This is a genomic window from Streptomyces sp. NPDC088194 (genome assembly GCF_040702025.1).
Taxonomy (GTDB): Bacteria; Actinomycetota; Actinomycetes; order Streptomycetales; family Streptomycetaceae; genus Actinacidiphila.
In genome coordinates, this window is record NZ_JBFBIV010000064.1 from 16,669 (window position 1) to 36,541 (window position 19,873).

A 19,873-nucleotide genomic window follows, 5' to 3' on the forward strand; every position below is an offset into this window, starting at 1 on the left:
CCCCAGCCCGGCCCCCGCGCCCCAAGGGGGGCGCGGGGAACCGCGCGCTCAGCCCACCACCGCGGCGCGCCGGGCCCGCAAGCCCAGCCCCCGCGGCGAGTCGGCCCGCCCGCCGAAAGCTTCCGCGGCGAGTCGGTCCGCCCGCCGAAGGCTTCAGCGGCGGGCGTCGCACTCCTGCGCACGAACCGCCCGTGCCAGGTCGTCGCGGCCCTCAAGGACGAGGCGCCGCAGCGCGGGAGCCGCTTCGCTCCGTTCGGAGAGCCACTCGTCGGTCGCCGCGAGGACGAGGGACCCCTGCTGGAGGGAGGGGTAGAGCCCGCGCACGACATCCATCGCGATCTCGATCGACCGCTCGGCCCAGACCCGTTCGATCGCGGCGAAGTAGGGAGCGACGTAGGGCTCGCCCAAGTCCCGTTGCCCGGGCTGGGAGAACCCCGCGATGGTCGCTTCGACGAGCGCGTTGGACAGGGCGTCGGACTCGACGACGGAGGCCCAGGCGGCAGCCTTGACCTCGGGGTCGGGCCGGGCCGCGAGGCACCGCACCTCGTGCCGGTTGCCGGACGCGGTGTCGTCCCTGGCCCGCTCCGCGGCGATCACGTCCGCGCCGGCCACGCCCTCAGCGGTGAGGGACTCCAGGAACGTCCACCGCAGCTCCTGGTCGACATCGAGCCCGTCGATCTTCGCGGACCCGTCCAACAGCCCCTGCAGCAGTTGCAGATCGGCCGCCGAGGAGGAGACCGCCGCGAAGAAGCGGGCCCACGCCAGCTGGTGGCCGCTGCCCGGCTCGGCCAGCCGCAACTCGTGCAGCGCGCCCTCCGAAAGAGCCGCGCCCGCCTCCTGCCGCGCGTCCGGCGCCACGTAGTGGACCAGCGCGGTCCGCGCCTGGAGGTGCAGGGTCTGGAGGACCCCGATGTCGCTCTCCTGCCCGGCGAAGCGCAGCACCAGGTCCAGGTAGTCCCGCGCGGGCATCAACGCGTCCCTGGTCAGGTTCCACACCGCCGACCAGGCCAGCGCCCGCGCGAGCGGGTCCGCGAGGTCGCCGAGCCGCTCGCGGAGCGTGGCCAGCGAGACCTCGTCGAAACGGGTCTTGGCGTACGTCAGGTCGTCGTCGTTGACCAGCACCAGGTCCGGCCGCGGCTGCCCGGCCAGCTCGGCCACCGTCGTGGACGGGCCGGCCACGTCGGCCTCCGCGCGGGCGTAGCGCTCCAACGTGCCGTCGGGCGTGCGCCGGTACAGGCCCACCGCGACCCGGTGCGGGCGCAGCCGCGGCTGCGAGCCGTCCGCGGTCTGCGCCACCGACAGCTCGGTGATCCGGTCCTGCGCGTCACAGACCACCTGCGGCGTCAGCGAGTTGACACCCGCGGTCTCCAGCCACGCCGCCGACCAGGCGGCCATGTCCCGGCCCGAGGTCTCCGCGAGCACCGACAGCAGGTCCGCCAGCGTGGTGTTGCCGTACGCGTTCCGCTTGAAGTACCGCCGGGCCGCCTCCAGGAACGCCTCCCGCCCCACGTACGCGACGAGTTGCTTGAGCACCGAGGCGCCCTTGGAGTACGTGATCCCGTCGAAGTTGAGCTTCGCCGCCTCCAGGTCCGGGATGTCGGCCACCACCGGGTGGGTGGAGGGGAGTTGGTCGGCCCGGTAGGCCCACGCCTTGCGGCGGTTGGCGAAGGTGATCCACCCCTCGGTGAACTCGGTCGCCTCCACCTGCGCGAAGGCGCCCATGAAGTCGGCGAACGACTCCTTGAGCCACAGGTCGTCCCACCACCGCATGGTCACCAGGTCGCCGAACCACATGTGCGCCATCTCGTGCAGGATGACGTTCGCCCGGTGCTCGTACGACGTCCGCGTCACCTTGCCGCGGAAGACGTACTCCTCGCGGAACGTGACGCACCCGGGGTTCTCCATCGCGCCGAGGTTGTACTCCGGCACGAACGCCTGGTCGTACTTCCCGAACGGGTACGGGTAGTCGAAGTTCTCGTGGAAGAAGTCCAGCCCGCGCTTGGTGACGTCGAAGATCGCGTCGGCGTCGAAGTGCCGGGCCAGCGAGCGGCGGCACAGCGCGGACAGCGGGATGTCCAGCACCGCGCCGTCGGGGTGCGTGCGCGCGTAGTGGTCGTGCTCCACGTGGTACGGCCCCGCGACCACCGCGGTGATGTAGGTGGAGATCGGCTGGGTCGGCACGAACGCGGTGGTGGCGCCGCCGCCCTCGGCCGGCGTCGGGTCACCGTCCGCCGCGCCGTTGCTGAGCACCGTCCAGCCCTCGGGCGCGGTCACCCGGAAGGAGAACGGCGCCTTCAGGTCCGGCTGTTCGAAGTTCGCGAACACCCGCCGGGAGTCGGCCGGTTCGTACTGCGTGTAGAGGTAGACCTCGCCGTCCTCGGGGTCCTCGAAGCGGTGCAGGCCCTCGCCGGTCCGGCTGAAGGCACACCGCGCGTCCACCACCAGGGTGTTGCGCTCGGCCAGGCCGTCCAGCGCGATCCGCGCCCCGTCGAAGACCGCCGCCGGGTCCAGCTCCCGGCCGTTGAGGCGCACCGACGTCACCGAGGGCGCGATCAGGTCGGCGAAGGTCGAGGCACCCGGCCGCGCGCAGCGGAAGTCGATCACCGTGGTCGACCGGAAGGTGCGCGGTTCGCCCTCGGCGGCCGGCCCGACCGCGGAGCGCACGTCCAGCGCCACGTCGTACCGCTCCACGGACAGGATCGCGGCCCGCTCGCGGGCCTCCTCACGGCTCAGGTTCTCGCCGGGCACGTGGCGGCTCCTCTCGGTCATGGCACTCCTGCCGGTGGACGCGCCGGATCGCGGCGCCCTGGCATCCTCCCACGGCCCCTGCGAGGTGGCAGCGGGGAATGACCCGGGGTGCGGAGTGCGTTGTACGTCAGGATGGAAGGTGCCGACCGACGACCGCCGACCGCCCGTCCCTGACACGATGTTGTGAACGAGGAGCATGCCGTGACCGCGACCGCCGCTGAGAAGACCCCGGCCGATTTCTGGTTCGACCCGCTGTGCCCCTGGGCCTGGATGACCTCCCGCTGGATGCTGGAGGTGGAGAAGGTCCGCCCGGTCGAGGTGCGCTGGCACGTGATGAGCCTCGCGGTGCTCAACGAGGACAAGCTCGACACCCTCCCGGAGCAGTACTCCACCTTCCTGCGCGAGGCATGGGGCCCGGTCCGGGTCGTCATCGCCGCCCAGGAGCTGCACGGCGACGCCGTGGTCGGCCCGCTTTACACCGCGCTGGGCACCCGCTTCCACAACCAGGCGAAGCCCAAGACCCGCGAGACCATCGTGGAGGCCCTGGAGGAGGTCGGCCTGCCCGCGTCGCTCGCGGACCACGCGGACTCCGACGAGTACGACACGCAGTTGCGTGCCTCCCACAAGGAGGGCATCGACAAGGTCGGCCAGGAGGTCGGCACCCCGGTGATCGCCGTCCCCGGCGCCGACGGCGAGCAGATCGCCTTCTTCGGCCCGGTCGTCACCCCCGCGCCCAAGGGCGAGGAGGCGGCCCAACTGTGGGACGGCACCTTGATGGTCGCCGCGATCCCGGGTTTCTACGAGATCAAGCGCACCCGCACCCAGGGCCCGATCTTCGACTAGGAGCACCCGCCCCGCCATGCCGCACCTCGCCCTGACGGCCCTGGTCGTACGCGACTACGACGAGGCCCTCGACTTCTACACCCGCGCCCTCGGCTTCGAGCTGCGCGAGGACAGCCCGCGTGGCGACGGCAGCCGCTGGGTGGTCGTCGCGCCGCCCGGCGCCCGGGAGTCGGCCCTGCTGCTGGCCCGGGCCGCCACCCCCGCCCAGGCCGAGCGGATCGGCGACCAGAGCGGTGGCCGGGTCGGCTTCTTCCTCCACACCGACGACTTCGCCCGCGACCACGCCCGGATGGCCGCGGAAGGCGTCGTGTTCGAGGAGCCGCCCCGGCGCGAGCCGTACGGCACGGTCGCCGTCTTCCGCGACCTGTACGGCAACCGCTGGGACCTGCTCCAGCCCGCGTAGCGCGGGTACACGCCTTGGTGGAATCCCACAGCGCCCGCGGCGTACGGGGCGGCCCCGCACCGGCCGCCCCGTACCCGTGTTCGCGGGTCCTCATGGCGTGACGAGTCTCACGTGAGCTGCTGAAAGGGCGTACGGCGACGGGCCGGTGGGGGAGCGGCGGTAGGGCTCGGGTCGCGGGTGAAGCCTCCAAGGGCGGCCGCCGTGCTTTGTCGGGGTCCGACGATGATCAACGCGCGGGTGCTGCGCTAGCGTCGCGATGTCCCGACCGCCCTCGCACCTCGCGGAGTCACCCATGAGCACCGCCGCTTCCTCGGCCCCCGGCACCGTACTCGCCGATCTGCTGCCCGCCTCCTCGGTCAACCGGGCCCGGCTGCGGGACGCCGCGCTCGTGGTCGGCGGCGCCGTGCTCACCGGTCTGGCCGCGCAGATCTCGGTTCCTGTGCCGGGGTCGCCGGTGCCGGTCACCGGGCAGACCTTCGCGGCGCTGCTGGTCGGCACCGCGCTCGGCGCCCGCCGCGGCTTCGCCGCCCTCGGGTTGTACGCGGTCGCAGGGGTCGCCGGGCTGCCCTGGTTCGCGGAGGGCAGCTCCGGCTGGTCCATGCCCACGTTCGGCTACATCCTCGGGATGATGCTCGCCTCCGCGGTCGTCGGTGCCCTCGCCCGCCGCGGCGGTGACCGTACGGTGCTGCGGACCGCCGGCGTCATGGTGCTCGGCTCCGCCGTCGTCTACGCGGTCGGCGTGCCCTACCTCGCGCACGCCGCCCACCTCTCCACCGCCGACGCCCTCCGGCTCGGCCTGCGCCCCTACCTGCTCGGCGACGCGCTCAAGGCCGCCCTCGCGATGGGCTTCCTCCCCGCCGTGTGGCGCGCCCTCGACCGCTGAGCAAGAAGGGTGCCCTGCCCCCCCGGGGTGCCCGGTGCTGTCGGTTCAGGGACCACCCGCCGGTCCTGGGTCGGCCGCGCCCAAAGGGGCGCGGGGAACTGCGCGACCAGCCCTCCACCGGGCAGGTGGTCCCGTTCCGACGGAACCGCCCACCCCGGAGGGACCCCCACCGGGCAGGTGCTCCCCGGGGGCGACCGGGCCGGGCACCCCGGGGGGTGGAAGAATCACCGCATGCGCGTCTACCTCGGCTCGGATCACGCCGGCTTCGAACTCAAGAACCACCTCGTCGAGTGGCTGAAGGCCAACGGCCACGAGCCCGTGGACTGCGGTCCGCAGATCTACGACGCGGTGGACGACTACCCCCCGTTCTGCCTGCGCGCGGCGAGCCGTACGGTCGCCGACCCCGGCACCCTGGGCATCGTGATCGGCGGCTCGGGCAACGGCGAGCAGATCGCCGCGAACAAGGTGAAGGGCGTCCGCGCCGCACTCGCGTGGAGCGAGCAGACCGCCTCGCTCGCCCGCCAGCACAACAACGCCAACGTGCTGAGCATCGGCGCCCGCATGCACACGCAGGAGGAGGCGGTGAAGTTCGCCGAGGTCTTCCTCGCCACGCCGTACTCGCAGGAGGAGCGCCACCAGCGCCGGATCGACATGCTCGACGCCTACGAGGCGACCGGCGAGCTCCCCCCGATCCCGGCTCACCACCCGCAGCAGGACTGACACCGCACAGCAGGACCGACTCCACACGGCAGGACCGACACCACCGATGCCCGAGGGCCACACGATCCACCGGCTGGCACAGGAGTGCCTGGAGCGGTTCGCCGGCTGGACGACCCGGGTCGGCAGCCCGCAGGGCAAGTTCGCCGACAGCGCGGCGCTGCTGGACGGCGCCGTGCTGGACGGCGTGGACGCGCACGGCAAGCACCTGTTCCTCGGCTTCGAGGGGCGGGGCTGGGTGCACATCCACCTCGGCCTGATCGGGAAGATCGCGTTCGACGGGGACGCGGTGACCGACACCGTACGGCTGCGGCTGGTCGGCGGCCGGCACGGCGACCAGGCGATGAACCTGCGCGGCCCGGCCGCCTGCGAGCTGATCACCGATGGTGAGAAGCAGGCGATACACGACCGGCTCGGCCCCGACCCGCTGCGCGCGGGCGACGATCCCGGCCGCGCCTACGCCCGTATCTCCCGCTCCCGGATCTCCGTCGCCGCGCTGCTGATGGACCAGAAGGTGCTCGCCGGCGTCGGCAACGTCTACCGCGCGGAGGTGCTCTTCCGGCACGGTGTCGACCCGTTCCTGCCCGGCCGGGCGCTGTCCCGCCCGCTGTGGGACGCGATGTGGGCCGACCTGGTCGTGCTGATGCGCGAGGGCGTGCGCACCAACCGGATCGACACGGTGCGCCCCGAGCACGAACCGGAGGCGATGGGGCGCCCGCCGCGCCGCGACGACCACGGCGGCGAGGTCTACGTCTACCGCCGCACCGGGCAGCCGTGCCTGATCTGCGGCACCGAGGTGCGCACCCGGCCGCTCGCGAACCGCAACCTCTTCTGGTGCCCCACCTGCCAGCCGCCGGCGCCCGAGTCCGCGCTCGCCGCCGACCGCTGAGCGCGCACGTCCGACGGCCGAGCCGGGCGGACCGCCGAGCCCCCGGGGCCGTTGAGCCCGCCGGACCGCCGGACCGCCGGACCGCCGCACCTCGCGGACCGTCGAACCCGGGAGACCACCGAACCCGGGAGACCACCGGACCCGGTCCCGTACGGGCATCCGGCGGGGCGGCGGTCAGTCCACCGGGACGCCCTGCGGCGACTTGATCCGCTTCATGATCATCTGCGAGTTCACGTCGGAGACCCCCGGCAGCGCGATCAGCTTGTCGGTCCAGAACCTCTCGTACGCGTCGGAGTCCGCCACCGCGATGCGCAGCAGGCAGCCCGGCGCGCCGTAGAGCCGGTACGCCTCCACCACGTCGGGGGTCGACTGCACCTCGGCCTCGAACGCGGCGACCGAGTCGCGGTCGCGGTGCACCTCGACCGACGCGAAGACCTCGAAGCCCCGGCCGACCGCGGCCGGTTCGACCACCGCGCGGTAGGTCTGGATCACTCCGTCGTCCTCCAACTGCCGCACCCGGCGCAGGCAGGGGGAGGGGGTCAGGCCCACCCGATGGGCCAGTTCCTGGTTGGTCAGCCGGCCGTCGGCCTGGAGCTCGCGCAAGATACTTCTGTCGATGGCATCCATAAGAGGGATTCCTACCACGATATGGCGGACTACCGATCAGTATTAGCAATCATATGGCAGGTCTACGCGCATATCATTGTGCTGGGGAATGCCGTGCGCCCGGGGAGGCGCGACACCAGTCAGGGAGGCTGCGCATCGTGCGTCACGTCGTGGTCATCAGCACCGGGGGAACCATCGCCAGCCGCTGGCAGGGCGACGGATACGCGGCCGAGGCCGCCGGACAGGAAGTACTCGCCGCGGGCGCCGTGCCCGAAGGGGTGGACGTGAGCGTGGTGGACCTGTTCACCGTGAACAGCTCACGGCTCACCACCGCCCACCAACTGCGGCTGCTGCACGCCGTGCACGAGGCGCTCGCCGATCCCGGTGTGGACGGCGTCGTGGTCACCCACGGCACCGACACCCTGGAGGAGTCCGCCTTCTTCCTCGACCTGTTCCACCACGACCGCCGACCGGTCGTGCTCACCGGCGCCCAGAAGCCGCTCGACGCCGAGGACGGGGACGCGGCGGGCAACCTCTACGACGCCCTGCTGACCGCCGCCTCCGGCCGCGACATCGGCGCCGTGATCGTCTTCGGCGGGCAGGTGTACGCCGCCCGGGGCACCGTCAAGAAGCACACCGTGGACGCGCACGCCTTCGGCGATCCGGACGGACTGCCGCTCGGCCGGCTGGAGTTCGGCCGGGTGAGCTGGGGCCGCCGCCGCCCGCGGCCGGTCCCGCTGCCGATGCCTGCGATGGACGCGGTCGGCCCCCGGGTCGACATCCTCACCCACCACAGCGACGCCGACGCGGTGCTGCTCAACGCCGCGCTGGGGGCCGGCGCCCGCGGCCTGGTGGTGGCCGGCACCGGCGCGGGCAACGCGAACCCCGAGGTCGCCGCCGCGGTGCGCGAAGCCGTCGCCGACGGCGTGCTGGTACTGGTCAGCACCAGGGTCGCCGCGGGGGCCGTCGCGCCGCTGTACACCGGTGGCGGGGCGGTCGACCTGGTCGCCGCCGGTGCACGGCTGGCCGGCTCGCTGCGCCCCGCTCAGGCCCGGATCGCGGTGCTGGCCGCGCTGCTGGCCACCCCCGAGGGCGAGGACGCCGGGCAGACCCTGGACGCGATCCTGCGGGCCGCCCCGCAGGCGCTGCGGGCGTCAGAGCTTTATCTGGTTGATGGTGTCGGCCACTGAGTTGAGGAAGCGGTTGATGTCCGGCGCCATGTTCGTCGAGGCCAGGAAGAACCCGAACAGCGCGGCCACGATGGCCGGTCCGGGCTTTATGGACTTCGAGCGGATCATCACGACCAGCACGATCGCCAGCAGCAGTGCGGCAGACAGGGAGATAACCATGACGGATCACTTCCTCTTTCGGTAATGCCGGTCCGGGGACCGCGCCGCCGCCCCCGCCTCGCCCGTTCCCATGGTGCCATCAGCCACGGACACAGGAGACGTGTCTGGACCCATAGTCCCATTCCCGTGGGCTAGTCCCGGCACACCACGAGCAACGCCCTGTCGTCGTTGACGTCTTTGGCGACCGCCTCGATCAACCGCCAAGCGGAGCCCCGGAATCCGCCTGCCACCAGGCGGTCCGCCTCGCCGATCAGCCGGTCCATGCCCTCGGAGATCTCCCGGTCCGGCGTCTCCACCAGGCCGTCGGTGAACAGCATCAGCACGTCACCCGACCCCAACGTGCCCTTGACGCCATGGAATTCGGCCCCGTCGTACACCCCCAGCAGGGGCCCTTCGGCCGCCATCTCCTCCCAACGGCCGGTCCCCGCGTGCAGTTGCACCCCCGGCAGGTGGCCCGCCGACAGCAACTCGTAGTCGCCGCTCTCCAGATCGAGCACCAGGTGCACCGAAGTGGCGAAGCCCTCCTCCCAGTTCTGCCGCAGCAGGTAGCCGTTGGCAGCGCCGAGGAACGCGTGCGACGGCAGCGAGCCCAGCAGCCCGCCGAACGCCCCGGACAGCAGCAGCGAGCGGGACGCCGCGTCCATGCCCTTGCCGGACACGTCGGTGAGCACCGCCTCCAGCACCCGGCCGTCCGAACTGCGGGTGGCGACCACGAAGTCACCGGAGAAGGACTGCCCGCCGGCCGGGCGCAGCGCCATCTCCGCGTGCCACCCGCCGGGCAGCCGCGGCAGCCGGCTCTGCACCCTGATCCGCTCGCGCAGGTCGAAGAGCATGCTGTGGCCGCGCCGCCAGGGCACCCCGACCCGGGCTCTGAACTGGGCTATCACCAGGCCGACCAGCGCCACCGCGGTGACCAGCAGCACCGTGCCCGGCGTCACCCGGCCCGGGCCCTCCCGGTACGGGCCGAGCACCGCCGACTCCACCACCATCGCCAGCGCCGAGCCCGCGTAGAGCAGCAGCAGGCTCGCCGGGCGCAGCAGCAGCCCGCCGGCCAGGATCGGCAGCACCAGCGCCTCCGGCGGGCACCACACCGGCACGTTGACCGACGCGTACGCCAGGGCCGGGATCGCCACCGCCACCGCCGCCAGCCCGGCCCACTCCGAGGCGTCGCCCCTGAAGTAGTCGACCGCGGAACGGCGCACGGTCAACCGGGCCCGGTGCAGCCTTCTGCGCCACCGGAGCCCGAGCTCACCCTTTGCCGTCGCTTTATCCATGTCCCGGCGACCCTACCCACCGATTGCCGCGCCGTGCAGGGCGGATGGCCTGTGAGGTTGCGCGGGGCCGCAAGGACAGGGTGCCCACCGCGGTCCTGACGAGCAACGGGTCCGGCGGCGCGGAAATGTGTTCGCCGCAGTCCGCACCCGCCTGGTAGGGAGGAGGCATGACCATCGAACTGCGCGGCGCCGACCCGGACCAGTGGGACTACCTCTTCGACCGGGTGGTGCGCGCCTTCCACGCGAACCCCGACGCCGTCGAGGAGCGCGCCGGATGGCGCACCGTCTTCGAGTTCGACCGGCTGACCACGGCCTGGGACGGCGACGAGGCGGTGGGCACCGCGGGCCTGCACTCGTTCCGGATGACCGTCCCCGGCGGCGGGTTGCTCGACGCCGCCGGCGTGACAATGGTCACCGTCCAGCCCACCCACACCCGGCGCGGCATCCTCACCTCGATGATGCGCCGCCAGCTCGACTCGCTGCACGACGGCGGCGAGTCCGTCGCGATCCTCACCGCCTCAGAGCCGGTCATCTACGGCCGCTTCGGATACGGCACCGCCACCCAGGAGTTGACCGGCACCGTCGACACCACCCGGGTCGCGTTCGCCGTCCCCGAGGGCACCGACGCGGTCCGGCTGCGGCTGGTGCGGCCCGCCGACCCCGCGGCGCTCGCCGCCTGCGAGGCGGTCTACGCCGACCTGGTGCCCGGGCGGGCCGGGATGCTCGCCCGGCAGCCGAACTGGGAGAACCTGCCGATCGTCGACGCGCCCGCGGCCCGCCACGGCGCCGGCCCCCTGGTGTGCGTCCTGGCCGAGACCGACGGCGAGGTACGCGGCTACGCCCGCTACGCCGTCGCCCACCGGTCGGTCGGCGGTCACCGCGAAAGCACCGTCAACCTGCGGGACATCGCGGCCCTCGACCCGGCGACCTATGCCGCGTTGTGGCGCTACCTCGCCTCGATCGACCTCACCAGCGCGGTGCACTTCGACAACCGCCCGGTCGACGACCCGCTGCTGCACCTCGTCTCCGACCAGCGCCGCTGCGACCTCGGCGTGCTCGACAGCCTCCACCTGCGGCTGGTCGACGTCGGTGCCGCGCTGGCCGCCCGCGCCTACTCCGTCCCGGTCGACCTGGTGCTCGACGTCACCGACGCCTTCTGCCCCTGGAACGCCGGGCGCTGGCGGCTGACCGGCGACCCCAAGGGCGCGACCTGCGAGCGCACCACCGACCCGGCCGACCTCGCCCTCGACGTCAAGGACCTCGGCGCCGCCTACCTCGGCGGCCCCACCCTCCGCGCCATGTCCGGCGCCGGCCTGATCCGGGAACTGCGCCCCGGCGCCCTCCCCACAGCCTGCGACGCCTTCCACACCACCCCCGCCCCCTGGCTCCCCCACGGCTTCTGACCCCGCAAGCGCGGCTCCCCCTTGCCTGCCCCGATGGGAGCCGCACATCCCCAGGGGCGCGCGGGGGTACCTCCCAGGCGAAGCTCCGGGGGAGCACGGCGCGGGAACCCCTGGTGACCTCGTACGGGCCCGTACAGCGCCTTTGAGGCGTCCGGCCCGCTGCTCCCCGTGGTTCCCCCTCCTTCGCCCCTCAGACGGGCACGTGGCGGGCACGCGGGGCACACCCGCCACTCGTCCTCGAACTCCTCGACGGACGGCGGCAACCAGTACTGCCGTTCCACGTCGGCGAGCCGGGCACGCCGTACCTCATCGATCGCTTCGAGGTCTGCGCAGACAACGGTGTGCGCCGGCATCACGAGGTCGTTGGGCAGGGCGGCTCTATCCCTCTGACCCGTACGGCGACTGAGCCGACGACGTACGTTGAGTAGCTAGCCCGGATCGGCTCGATCCGCCACCAGTACCGACGCGGTACCTCCCTGGCCCGCGTCGGTCTGGTCGCCAGACGTACCCAGCGGTCGTAATTGGTGAGCACGGTCCGCACCGCCATGCCGCACCTGGGGCACTCGTCGGGCTCGATCGGATCGAAGCTCTCCGGGCCTGGGTCGGGCCTTGGCAGAGCAGTTGCCCGTCGGTCTGCGCCATCTCGTTGGCGAGCCGGTTCCAACACGGATCGCACCACATCGCCTCAAGCGCGATCACCACCCCGCGCTTCTGCACCGGCCGCCCGGGTCGCCGCAGTCCTCACACACATGCCGCTGTCCGGTGCGCCCACCACCCATACCTCCGAGTGTGAGCACCTACGCACGGAACGTAGTAAAGCGACTTCAAGCCCATCTCGCAGTGGGGCTACGAGCGGACTCCTGCGGCTAGTAGGAGCGTGGCTGCGGGTCTTCTCTGCGGCGTTTCGAGTCAACCAGCCGTGACAGAGAGGCAGTTGGGTCGAATATCTGCGCCAGTCGTGTACTGTCCTCGGACGCGTCGCATCCCCTTCCGGCAATACGCCAACCTCCTGAGCGCGACGTTGAGAGGCACAGACATGCCCAAAAAGTACGCGTACGAGCTCCGTAAGCACCGTGTAGAGCACGGAGTCCAGATCCCTGTCGAAGAGCTGAAGATCGACGAGAAGGCCCAGCGCACTCTCAACGAGGCGCGGGCGAGGAGCATGGCCAGCAATCTGGTTCCTGAAGCTCTTGGCACCATCGTCGTCTCACAGCGTTCCGACGGAGATCGCTTCATCGTTGACGGCATGCACCGTTGGCACGTATGCAAGCTCACCGGCATCCCTGAGCTGGTGGCAGAAGTGCATCACGGTCTTGACCAGCAGGAAGAGGCTGTCCTGTTCTTGATCAAGAACAGGGAGTCGAGCAAACCCACTCCGCTGGACGAGTACAAGATTGGTCTTACGGCCGGCCTGCCGCTCTTCGTCGACACCGAGTCCGCCTTGCGCAAGCGGAATCTGGCGATGGGCTCCACCGGAACGAACATGGTCGGCGCGGTTGCTGGTGTGCTTCGGATTACGGACCTGTACGGCCCTGAGACGCTTGAACGCACTCTCAAGGTCGCCGAGGACGCCTGGGGGCGAACGAAGGAGACTTGGGACGGAATGCTGCTCGGGGGTATTGGCATGTTCCTCGGGCGTCACGGGTCCGAGGTGGACGACAAGGACCTTGCTCACAGGATCGGGAAGAAGGATCCGGCCTTCCGGTGGCGCGCCAACATCACAGCTCTAGCCTCCGCCGGGGGCACGCAGCACAGCGGCACCGGGTCCAGGGTGAGTACCTGCTACGCGCTCATCGTGACCGAGTGGGACAAGGGCAGGCGCAAGGACAAGCGCATCGGCGCCTAACTGCGGGTGGGTGCGCTGAAGACCATCCACCGCATGTTTGACCTCCGCGCGGCGGTCGCCAGACGTTGTGGACCAAAGTGCACCCGCCATCTCGACCCTCCTGCTTCCATCCCGTCTGCCGTCGCCCGCACTCCTGTGGAGCGGGCGTGGTTCAGGACGTCAAGTGGAGTGCGCCACTGTACGAACGACCTTGACGCCCTGGGCCGCGGCTGCTCGGCTTTGCCCGGGTCGATGGCAGGTGGGATGGGAGCTCCCGCACTTCCCCACGACGAACCCACGGTCGACATCGGGGTTGGGTCATCCCGGAGCCGGAGCGCCCCCGCCGGAGGCATCGTCTTGACCGCGCTGTGGTTTGCACCCATCGACCCCGAGCCCGGCCGCCGGGCCGCACCTGCCGCGCGTGCGAGCCGGGTGCCTTGAATGAAGTAGGGAGACCTGTAACAACCCTGGGCCGTTGGCCGGTTGGGCGGTCTTGTGTGGTGATCGGCTCCGCTGCTGCGATGGGTCGAACGACATGGTTCGGCGTGGGGGATGGGCGTGGACGAGTTACGGGTCTCGGTGTGGAAGCGGTACGGCCAGGATCGGCTGTACGTCAACACGCTCAAGGGGGAAGCCGCCGCCTGGCAGGATCGCCGGACCGGTGAGGTCCACATCGTCATTGAGGCGCTGGGCGAAGCCGCACGTGCAGCTCTGGCCGCCTACGAAACGCAGGCTCCCGAACCCGCCCCGTCCGCTCCCGCTCTCCTTGCCCCGCAGCCGATCGCACAGACGCCTCCCCCGATCCCCCCGGACTTCGACCTCGCTCTGCACAGACCCGGCGACTCCCTACGCGAGCTTGCCGCGGAGCCGCCGAGCTTCGTCGCGCGCCTCTTCGCATGGCTGATGCGGCGGCCGGTCAAAACTGACTCCTGGAACCTCGGCATCGCGGGTGAACAAGTCATAGGCGCGGAGCTGAACCGGCTGACGCGCCGTGGGTGGTACGTGCTGCACTCCGTGCCGCTCCCACGCATCGAGGCGGACATAGATCACCTGCTGATAGGGCCGGGCGGAGTCTTCACCGTCAACGCCAAGAACCACCGCGGCCGGCGGATATGGGTCGGCGACCACGCCGTACGGGTGGACCACGGCAAGGCGCACCCGTACCTCCGCACCGCACGCCGGGAAGCCGCACGCGCAGCCCGCGTACTGACCAGTGCGTGCGGGTTCCCCATCACGGTCACGGGCATCCTGGCCTTCGTCTCGCCGGCGGAACTCCGCGTGGTCCCCACCCTCCTCGACGTGCGGGCCTTCAAGGACCGTGACCTGTCGTCGCTCGCTCCTCTGTCGGGAGTGCTCACGGCCGCTCAGGCGCAGCAGGTGTTCCAGGTCGCCCGGGACCGGCGTCTGTGGGAGAGCGCTTGACCGGTGCGGCGCCACTGTCGGGGAACGGAGTACCAGCGGAGGAGTGGGTGCGTTCGATCCATGAACCTGTCCGCGGAAGACGCCCGCGAGCACTTCGCCGCCTCGCCGTCGCGCGCCTGGCGGCGCGGGAAACCCCTCACCAAGAGGTGGTCCCGCAGCCGACAGCACCAGGCGCCCCGGTGGGTCAGGGCGCCGGCGCCGACGCAACTGGAGCGGGCGACGGGAATCGAACCCGCGTAGCTAGTTTGGAAGACTAGGGCTCTACCATTGAGCTACGCCCGCGACGCCAAGATTCTGGCACACCGCATGGTAGCCGGTCGAACCGGCTCCGCGGCGGGCGTGAATACGGGCTGCCCGGGCGTACGGAGGCATGTACTCTACGTGTCGCACCAGCGGGGTGTGGCGCAGCTTGGTAGCGCGTCCGCTTTGGGAGCGGAAGGCCGTCGGTTCGAATCCGGCCACCCCGACCAGCAGTTACGTGGCCGTCGCGCGACGGCGCGGTGGGAGGACGGCGAGCGCGCCGCGGATCGGGATCGACCCCGTCCGCGGCGTTTGGCACTACCGGTAGGATGGGCGGTCGGCGACCCGACGCGCGGCACCGATCGCGCGCAAGTGAGTGGCCCCCATCAACGTAAAGCCCCCAAGGAGACCCAACCGTGAAGAGCGCCGTCGAGACTCTGAACCCGACCCGGGTTCGACTCACTGTCGAGGTGCCCTTCGAGGAGCTCAAGCCCAGCCTCGACGCGGCGTACAAGAAGATCAACCAGCAGGTCACGGTGCCGGGCTTCCGCAAGGGCAAGATCCCTGCGCGCGTCATCGACCAGCGGTTCGGCCGTGGCGCGGTCCTCGAAGAGGCCATCAATGAGGCGCTGCCGAAGTTCTACACGGAGGCGGTCACCGAGGGTGAACTCTCCGAGAGCGTGCTCGGCCAGCCCGACGTGGACATCACCGAGTTCAACGACGGCGACGAGCTGAAGTTCACCGCCGAGGTCGAGATCCGGCCGACCATCGAGATCCCGGACTACACCGGCATCGAGGTCACCGTGGACGCCGTCGAGGTGCCCGAGGAGGACGTCGACACCTCGCTGGAGCAGCTGCGCGACCGCTTCGCGACCACCACGCCGGTCGAGCGCGCCGCCGCCGAGGGCGACGTGGTCGTGGTCGACCTGCAGGCGTCGGTCGACGGCAACGTGCTGGACGACGGCGTCGCCACCGGCGTCAGCTACACCATCGGCTCCGGCCAGCTCCTCGACGGCATCGACGAGGCCGTCACCGGCCTGGAGAAGGGCGGCAGCGCCACCTTCACCTCCTCGCTGAGCGGCGGCACCGGCGCCGGCCAGGAGGCCGAGGTCAAGGTCGACGTCACCGACGTCCAGGCCCGCGAACTGCCCGAGCTGGACGACGAGTTCGCGCAGCTCGCGTCCGAGTTCGACACCCTGGAGGAGCTGCGGGCCGACTCCCGCAAGCGCCTTGAGCGGATCAAGTCCTACGACCAGGCCACCCAGGCCCAGGAGAAGGTGCTGGACGCGCTCATCGAGCTGACCGAGGTCCCGATCCCGGAGAAGCTGCTGGAGAGCGAGATCGAGACCCGCACCCACAACCTGGAGCACCACCAGTTCCCGGCGCTCGGCCTGAACTGGGACACGTACCTGGAGCGTGAGGGCAAGACCCGCGAGGAGTTCGACGCGGAGGTCTCGGAGCAGGCGGTCAAGGGCATCAAGACCCAGTTCATCCTGGACGAGCTGGTCAAGACCGAGAAGCTGTCGGTCAACCAGGAGGAGCTGACCGAGCACCTCATGCGCCGCGCGCAGTCCTCCGGCATGTCCCCCGAGCAGTTCGCGCAGGCCGTCGTCGAGGGCAACCAGGTGCAGCTCCTGGTCGGCGAGGTGGCCCGCGGCAAGGCGCTGGCCGTCGTCGTCGAGGCCGTCAAGGTCACCGACAGCAACGGCGAGGTCGTCGACCTGTCCGACGAGGAGGACGACGAGGACGAGGCCGCCGCTGAGGCCGCCGACGAGGACGCCCCCGAGGCCGCTGAGGCCGGCGAGGACGCCCCCGAGGCCGCTGAGGCCGGCGAGGACGCCCCCGAGGCATCCGAGGCCGCGGACTCCGCCGAGGCCGACAAGAGCTGACCTGAGGCTGCCTGAAGGGCACGGGGGACCGCCGCGGAAGGCGTTCGCCTCTCAGGGACGCGGGGAACCGCGCGACCGACCCGCCACCGCCCGGCCACCACCGGCCGGTGGCGGGACCTCGCCGCGGGGGCCGGGCCTACGGGCCGGGCTCGCCACGGTGCACGGTTGCTCGCGCGGTTCCCCGCGTCCCTTTTTCGGCCCCGCGGCCCGAACACCGGGCCCGGTCCGCCCGAGCGACCCGGGCGTTCCAAACCCGTACCGCGCGGCATGCGCTCACAGCGAACAGTCCCGCGTAGGGGATTGCTGGGCCCCACCTGCGCGTTAGGGTCCACAAGTAGGAGGGCAGGGGTGCGGCGAGGGTCAGCGGTCGCCTCCGGCCCGGACGAAGACCGTGACGGTTGCTTCGACCGTCCGACAACGAGCAGGTGGATACGTGACGACTACGATGCCTACCGCCGCCGGCGAGCCGAGCCCCGGCGGTCTCGGCGACCAGGTCTACAACCGACTGCTCGGCGAGCGCATCATCTTCCTCGGCCAGGCCGTCGACGACGACATCGCCAACAAGATCACCGCACAGCTGCTGCTCCTTGCGGCCGAGCCCGACAAGGACATCTTCCTCTACATCAACAGCCCCGGCGGCTCCGTGACCGCCGGCATGGCGATCTACGACACGATGCAGTTCATCAAGAACGACGTCGTCACCATCGCCATGGGCATGGCCGCCTCGATGGGCCAGTTCCTGCTCACCGCGGGCACCCCCGGCAAGCGCTTCGCGCTGCCCAACACCCGCATCCTGATGCACCAGCCCTCCGCGGGCCTCGGCGGCTCCGCCACCGACATCAAGATCCAGGCCGAGCAGCTGCTGCACACCAAGCGCCGGATGGCCGAGCTGATCGCCGAGCACTCCGGCCAGAGCTTCGAGCAGATCACCAAGGACTCCGACCGCGACCGCTGGTTCTCCGCCGAGGAGGCCCGGGAGTACGGCCTGGTGGACGGCGTGATGCTCTCCGCCGCGCACGTCCCGGGCGGTGGCGGCACCGGCGCCGCGCCCGCCTCCTGAGGCTGCCCGCACCGGCCGCGTGGCCGCGCCGGCCCGGCACTGCCGACGCGCCGGCCGCGCCCGCCCGGCCCCCGACATCGACGCACCTCATCACCTGGAGACGGTGGACGTGAACCCCTTGAACTTCCCCGGCAGCGGCCTCTACGAGCGCACCGCGGCCGAGCGGCCCGGCGTGTTCGGCGCCGAGGCCCGCTATGTGATCCCGCGCTTCGTCGAGCGCACCTCGCAGGGCGTGCGCGAGTACGACCCGTACGCGAAGCTCTTCGAGGAGCGCGTGATCTTCCTCGGCGTGCAGATCGACGACGCCTCCGCCAACGACGTCATGGCGCAGCTGCTGTGCCTGGAGTCGATGGACCCCGACCGGGACATCTCGGTCTACATCAACAGCCCCGGCGGCTCCTTCACGGCGCTGACCGCGATCTACGACACGATGCAGTTCGTGAAGCCCGACATCCAGACGGTCTGCATGGGCCAGGCGGCCTCCGCGGCGGCCGTGCTGCTCGCGGCCGGCAGCCCCGGCAAGCGGATGGCGCTGCCGAACGCGCGGGTGCTCATCCACCAGCCGTACAGCGAGACCGGCCGCGGCCAGGTCTCCGACCTGGAGATCGCGGCCAACGAGATCATCCGGATGCGCCAGCAGCTGGAGGAGATGCTCGCGAAGCACTCCACCACGCCGATCGAGCAGATCCGTGACGACATCGAGCGCGACAAGATCCTCACCGCTGAGGAGTCGCTGGCCTACGGCCTGGTCGACCAGATCGTGTCCACCCGCAAGACGTCCGTGGGCGTCTGAAGGACGGGTAAGCTGCGCCCTCCGTGCGTGCCCCCGCCCGTACTCGGATCGCGAGTACGTCCAGGGGGGCCCACACGGGGGGCGCGGCAAGGTACCGTCGATGAGAGAAGCACCAGGTTCCGTTGAAGGTCGGCGGAGCCCAGGCGAAGGGGAAAGACCTCGTGGCACGCATCGGTGACGGCGGAGACCTGCTGAAGTGCTCGTTCTGCGGAAAGAGCCAGAAGCAGGTGAAGAAGCTCATCGCAGGTCCCGGTGTGTACATCTGCGACGAGTGCATCGACCTCTGCAACGAGATCATCGAGGAGGAGCTCGCCGAGTCCTCCGAGGTGCGCTGGGAGGACCTGCCCAAGCCGCGGGAGATCTACGAGTTCCTGGAGAGCTACGTGGTCGGGCAGGCGCCCGCCAAGAAGGCCCTCTCGGTCGCGGTGTACAACCACTACAAGCGGGTCCAGGCAGGGGAGAGCGGCCGCCCTGGCCACGACGACGCCATCGAGCTGGCGAAGTCCAACATCCTGCTGCTCGGCCCGACCGGCTCCGGCAAGACGCTGCTGGCCCAGACGCTGGCCCGGATGCTGAACGTCCCGTTCGCCATCGCCGACGCCACCGCGCTCACCGAGGCGGGCTACGTCGGTGAGGACGTCGAGAACATCCTGCTGAAGCTGATCCAAGCGGCGGACTACGACGTCAAGAAGGCCGAGACCGGCATCATCTACATCGACGAGATCGACAAGGTCGCCCGCAAGAGCGAGAACCCGTCGATCACCCGCGATGTCTCCGGCGAGGGCGTCCAGCAGGCGCTGCTGAAGATCCTGGAGGGCACCACCGCCTCCGTGCCGCCGCAGGGCGGCCGCAAGCACCCGCACCAGGAGTTCATCCAGATCGACACCACGAACGTGCTGTTCATCGTGGGCGGCGCCTTCGCCGGTCTGGAGAAGATCATCGAGGCGCGCGCGGGCGCCAAGGGCATCGGCTTCGGCGCGACCATCCGCTCCAAGCGCGAGCTGAACATGGCCGACCAGTTCTCCGAGATCATGCCGGAGGACCTGGTGAAGTTCGGCATGATCCCCGAGTTCATCGGCCGGCTGCCCGTGATCACCAACGTGCACAACCTCGACCGCGAGGCGCTGCTGCAGATCCTGGTCGAGCCGCGCAACGCGCTGGTCAAGCAGTACCAGAAGCTCTTCGAACTCGACGGCGTGGAGCTGGAGTTCGAGCGCGGCGCGCTGGAGGCCATCGCCGACCAGGCGATCCTGCGGCAGACCGGCGCCCGTGGCCTGCGCGCCATCATGGAGGAGGTGCTGATGTCGGTGATGTACGAAGTGCCGTCCCGCCAGGACGTCGCCCGCGTCGTCATCACCGCCGATGTCGTGCACTCCAACGTCAACCCGACCCTGGTGCCGCGCGACCCGCGCATCTCGGGCCAGGGCGAGCAGAAGAGCGCGTAGCCCCCGGCGGCACCGCAGGCCCAGCACGAAGCACGAAGGGGGCACCCGGTCGCAGGACCGGGTGCCCCCTTCGTCGTGGTCGCG

At 70.9% G+C, this 19,873-nt stretch carries 17 protein-coding genes and 2 tRNA genes; 14 read left to right on the top strand and 5 right to left on the bottom strand.

Going from position 1 to position 19,873, the window contains the following annotated elements:
- Positions 1-153: 153 nt before the first annotated feature.
- A complete protein-coding gene (gene pepN / locus AB0399_RS28695; protein WP_366413341.1) occupies positions 154-2,748 on the bottom strand; it encodes an aminopeptidase N in 2,595 nt (864 codons plus the stop codon).
- A 201-nt stretch (positions 2,749-2,949) separates the two neighbouring features.
- Between pepN and AB0399_RS28700 the strand changes: the two genes are divergently transcribed.
- The 5 genes from AB0399_RS28700 to AB0399_RS28720 all read left to right on the top strand — a co-directional run bounded on the left by AB0399_RS28700 (position 2,950) and on the right by AB0399_RS28720 (position 6,483).
- Positions 2,950-3,591, top strand: a complete 642-nt coding sequence (locus AB0399_RS28700) for a DsbA family protein (protein WP_328464193.1) — start codon at positions 2,950-2,952, stop codon at positions 3,589-3,591.
- 16 nt (positions 3,592-3,607) lie between these two features.
- On the top strand, positions 3,608-3,994 hold the full coding sequence (locus tag AB0399_RS28705; RefSeq protein ID WP_328464191.1) for a VOC family protein: 387 nt from the start codon (positions 3,608-3,610) through the stop codon (positions 3,992-3,994).
- A 292-nt stretch (positions 3,995-4,286) separates the two neighbouring features.
- A complete protein-coding gene (locus tag AB0399_RS28710; protein WP_328464189.1) occupies positions 4,287-4,877 on the top strand; it encodes a biotin transporter BioY in 591 nt (196 codons plus the stop codon).
- Between the two features lie 231 nt (positions 4,878-5,108).
- A complete protein-coding gene (locus AB0399_RS28715) occupies positions 5,109-5,597 on the top strand; it encodes a ribose-5-phosphate isomerase (protein ID WP_366413328.1) in 489 nt (162 codons plus the stop codon).
- A 46-nt stretch (positions 5,598-5,643) separates the two neighbouring features.
- A complete protein-coding gene (locus tag AB0399_RS28720; protein WP_366413329.1) occupies positions 5,644-6,483 on the top strand; it encodes a DNA-formamidopyrimidine glycosylase family protein in 840 nt (279 codons plus the stop codon).
- Between the two features lie 174 nt (positions 6,484-6,657).
- On the opposite strand, the gene AB0399_RS28725 is transcribed toward AB0399_RS28720, so the two are convergent.
- The gene (locus AB0399_RS28725) at positions 6,658-7,110 is read right to left on the bottom strand and encodes an Lrp/AsnC family transcriptional regulator (protein ID WP_366413330.1); all 453 of its coding nucleotides are present in this window, start codon (positions 7,108-7,110) and stop codon (positions 6,658-6,660) included.
- 137 nt (positions 7,111-7,247) lie between these two features.
- Here AB0399_RS28725 and AB0399_RS28730 point away from each other — a divergent pair, with 137 nt between their 5' ends.
- Positions 7,248-8,279: an asparaginase gene (locus AB0399_RS28730; RefSeq protein WP_366413331.1), complete on the top strand. Its 1,032-nt coding sequence runs from the start codon at positions 7,248-7,250 to the stop codon at positions 8,277-8,279.
- On the opposite strand, the gene AB0399_RS28735 is transcribed toward AB0399_RS28730, so the two are convergent.
- Entirely contained in the window at positions 8,244-8,438 is a 195-nt protein-coding gene (locus AB0399_RS28735; protein WP_328464179.1) for a hypothetical protein, read from the bottom strand. The two genes, AB0399_RS28730 and AB0399_RS28735, sit on opposite strands and share 36 nt — an antisense overlap.
- Positions 8,439-8,569: 131 nt before the next feature.
- Complete coding sequence (locus AB0399_RS28740) at positions 8,570-9,712, bottom strand: PP2C family protein-serine/threonine phosphatase (RefSeq protein WP_328464178.1); 1,143 nt, start codon at positions 9,710-9,712, stop codon at positions 8,570-8,572.
- Between the two features lie 167 nt (positions 9,713-9,879).
- Between AB0399_RS28740 and AB0399_RS28745 the strand changes: the two genes are divergently transcribed.
- The 3 genes from AB0399_RS28745 to AB0399_RS28755 all read left to right on the top strand — a co-directional run bounded on the left by AB0399_RS28745 (position 9,880) and on the right by AB0399_RS28755 (position 14,362).
- A complete protein-coding gene (locus AB0399_RS28745) occupies positions 9,880-11,115 on the top strand; it encodes a GNAT family N-acetyltransferase (RefSeq protein WP_366413332.1) in 1,236 nt (411 codons plus the stop codon).
- Between the two features lie 1,036 nt (positions 11,116-12,151).
- A complete protein-coding gene (locus AB0399_RS28750) occupies positions 12,152-12,961 on the top strand; it encodes a DUF6551 family protein (protein WP_366413333.1) in 810 nt (269 codons plus the stop codon).
- A gap of 531 nt (positions 12,962-13,492) precedes the next feature.
- On the top strand, positions 13,493-14,362 hold the full coding sequence (locus AB0399_RS28755; RefSeq protein ID WP_366413334.1) for a nuclease-related domain-containing protein: 870 nt from the start codon (positions 13,493-13,495) through the stop codon (positions 14,360-14,362).
- 208 nt (positions 14,363-14,570) lie between these two features.
- On the opposite strand, the gene AB0399_RS28760 is transcribed toward AB0399_RS28755, so the two are convergent.
- Positions 14,571-14,644: transfer RNA gene (locus tag AB0399_RS28760), tRNA-Gly, on the bottom strand.
- A 111-nt stretch (positions 14,645-14,755) separates the two neighbouring features.
- Here AB0399_RS28760 and AB0399_RS28765 point away from each other — a divergent pair.
- The 5 genes from AB0399_RS28765 (at position 14,756) to clpX (ending at position 19,789) form a co-directional block, all read left to right on the top strand.
- A tRNA-Pro gene (locus AB0399_RS28765) sits at positions 14,756-14,832 on the top strand.
- Positions 14,833-15,018: 186 nt separating this feature from the next.
- Positions 15,019-16,491 carry a trigger factor gene (tig, locus tag AB0399_RS28770; protein ID WP_366413335.1) on the top strand — a complete coding sequence of 491 codons (1,473 nt, stop codon included), beginning with the start codon at positions 15,019-15,021 and terminating at the stop codon, positions 16,489-16,491.
- Between the two features lie 445 nt (positions 16,492-16,936).
- The gene (locus AB0399_RS28775) at positions 16,937-17,551 is read left to right on the top strand and encodes an ATP-dependent Clp protease proteolytic subunit (protein WP_202238536.1); all 615 of its coding nucleotides are present in this window, start codon (positions 16,937-16,939) and stop codon (positions 17,549-17,551) included.
- Positions 17,552-17,669: 118 nt separating this feature from the next.
- Positions 17,670-18,344 carry an ATP-dependent Clp protease proteolytic subunit gene (locus AB0399_RS28780; RefSeq protein WP_272933143.1) on the top strand — a complete coding sequence of 225 codons (675 nt, stop codon included), beginning with the start codon at positions 17,670-17,672 and terminating at the stop codon, positions 18,342-18,344.
- 161 nt (positions 18,345-18,505) lie between these two features.
- Positions 18,506-19,789: an ATP-dependent Clp protease ATP-binding subunit ClpX gene (gene clpX, locus AB0399_RS28785; protein ID WP_328464172.1), complete on the top strand. Its 1,284-nt coding sequence runs from the start codon at positions 18,506-18,508 to the stop codon at positions 19,787-19,789.
- The last annotated feature ends 84 nt before the right edge of the window (positions 19,790-19,873 follow it).

Bases quoted from the DNA above. Each gene is read 5' to 3' on its own strand.
- AB0399_RS28720 (WP_366413329.1), top strand. From the start codon at position 5,644: ATGCCCGAGGGCCACACGATCCACCGGCTGGCACAGGAGTGCCTGGAG.
- AB0399_RS28735 (WP_328464179.1), bottom strand. From the start codon at position 8,438: ATGGTTATCTCCCTGTCTGCCGCACTGCTGCTGGCGATCGTGCTGGTC.
- AB0399_RS28755 (WP_366413334.1), top strand. From the start codon at position 13,493: ATGGGCGTGGACGAGTTACGGGTCTCGGTGTGGAAGCGGTACGGCCAG.
- AB0399_RS28745 (WP_366413332.1), top strand. From the start codon at position 9,880: ATGACCATCGAACTGCGCGGCGCCGACCCGGACCAGTGGGACTACCTC.
- AB0399_RS28715 (WP_366413328.1), top strand. From the start codon at position 5,109: ATGCGCGTCTACCTCGGCTCGGATCACGCCGGCTTCGAACTCAAGAAC.
- AB0399_RS28710 (WP_328464189.1), top strand. From the start codon at position 4,287: ATGAGCACCGCCGCTTCCTCGGCCCCCGGCACCGTACTCGCCGATCTG.
- AB0399_RS28775 (WP_202238536.1), top strand. From the start codon at position 16,937: ATGCCTACCGCCGCCGGCGAGCCGAGCCCCGGCGGTCTCGGCGACCAG.
- AB0399_RS28705 (WP_328464191.1), top strand. From the start codon at position 3,608: ATGCCGCACCTCGCCCTGACGGCCCTGGTCGTACGCGACTACGACGAG.
- AB0399_RS28750 (WP_366413333.1), top strand. From the start codon at position 12,152: ATGCCCAAAAAGTACGCGTACGAGCTCCGTAAGCACCGTGTAGAGCAC.
- AB0399_RS28740 (WP_328464178.1), bottom strand. From the start codon at position 9,712: ATGGATAAAGCGACGGCAAAGGGTGAGCTCGGGCTCCGGTGGCGCAGA.
- AB0399_RS28725 (WP_366413330.1), bottom strand. From the start codon at position 7,110: ATGGATGCCATCGACAGAAGTATCTTGCGCGAGCTCCAGGCCGACGGC.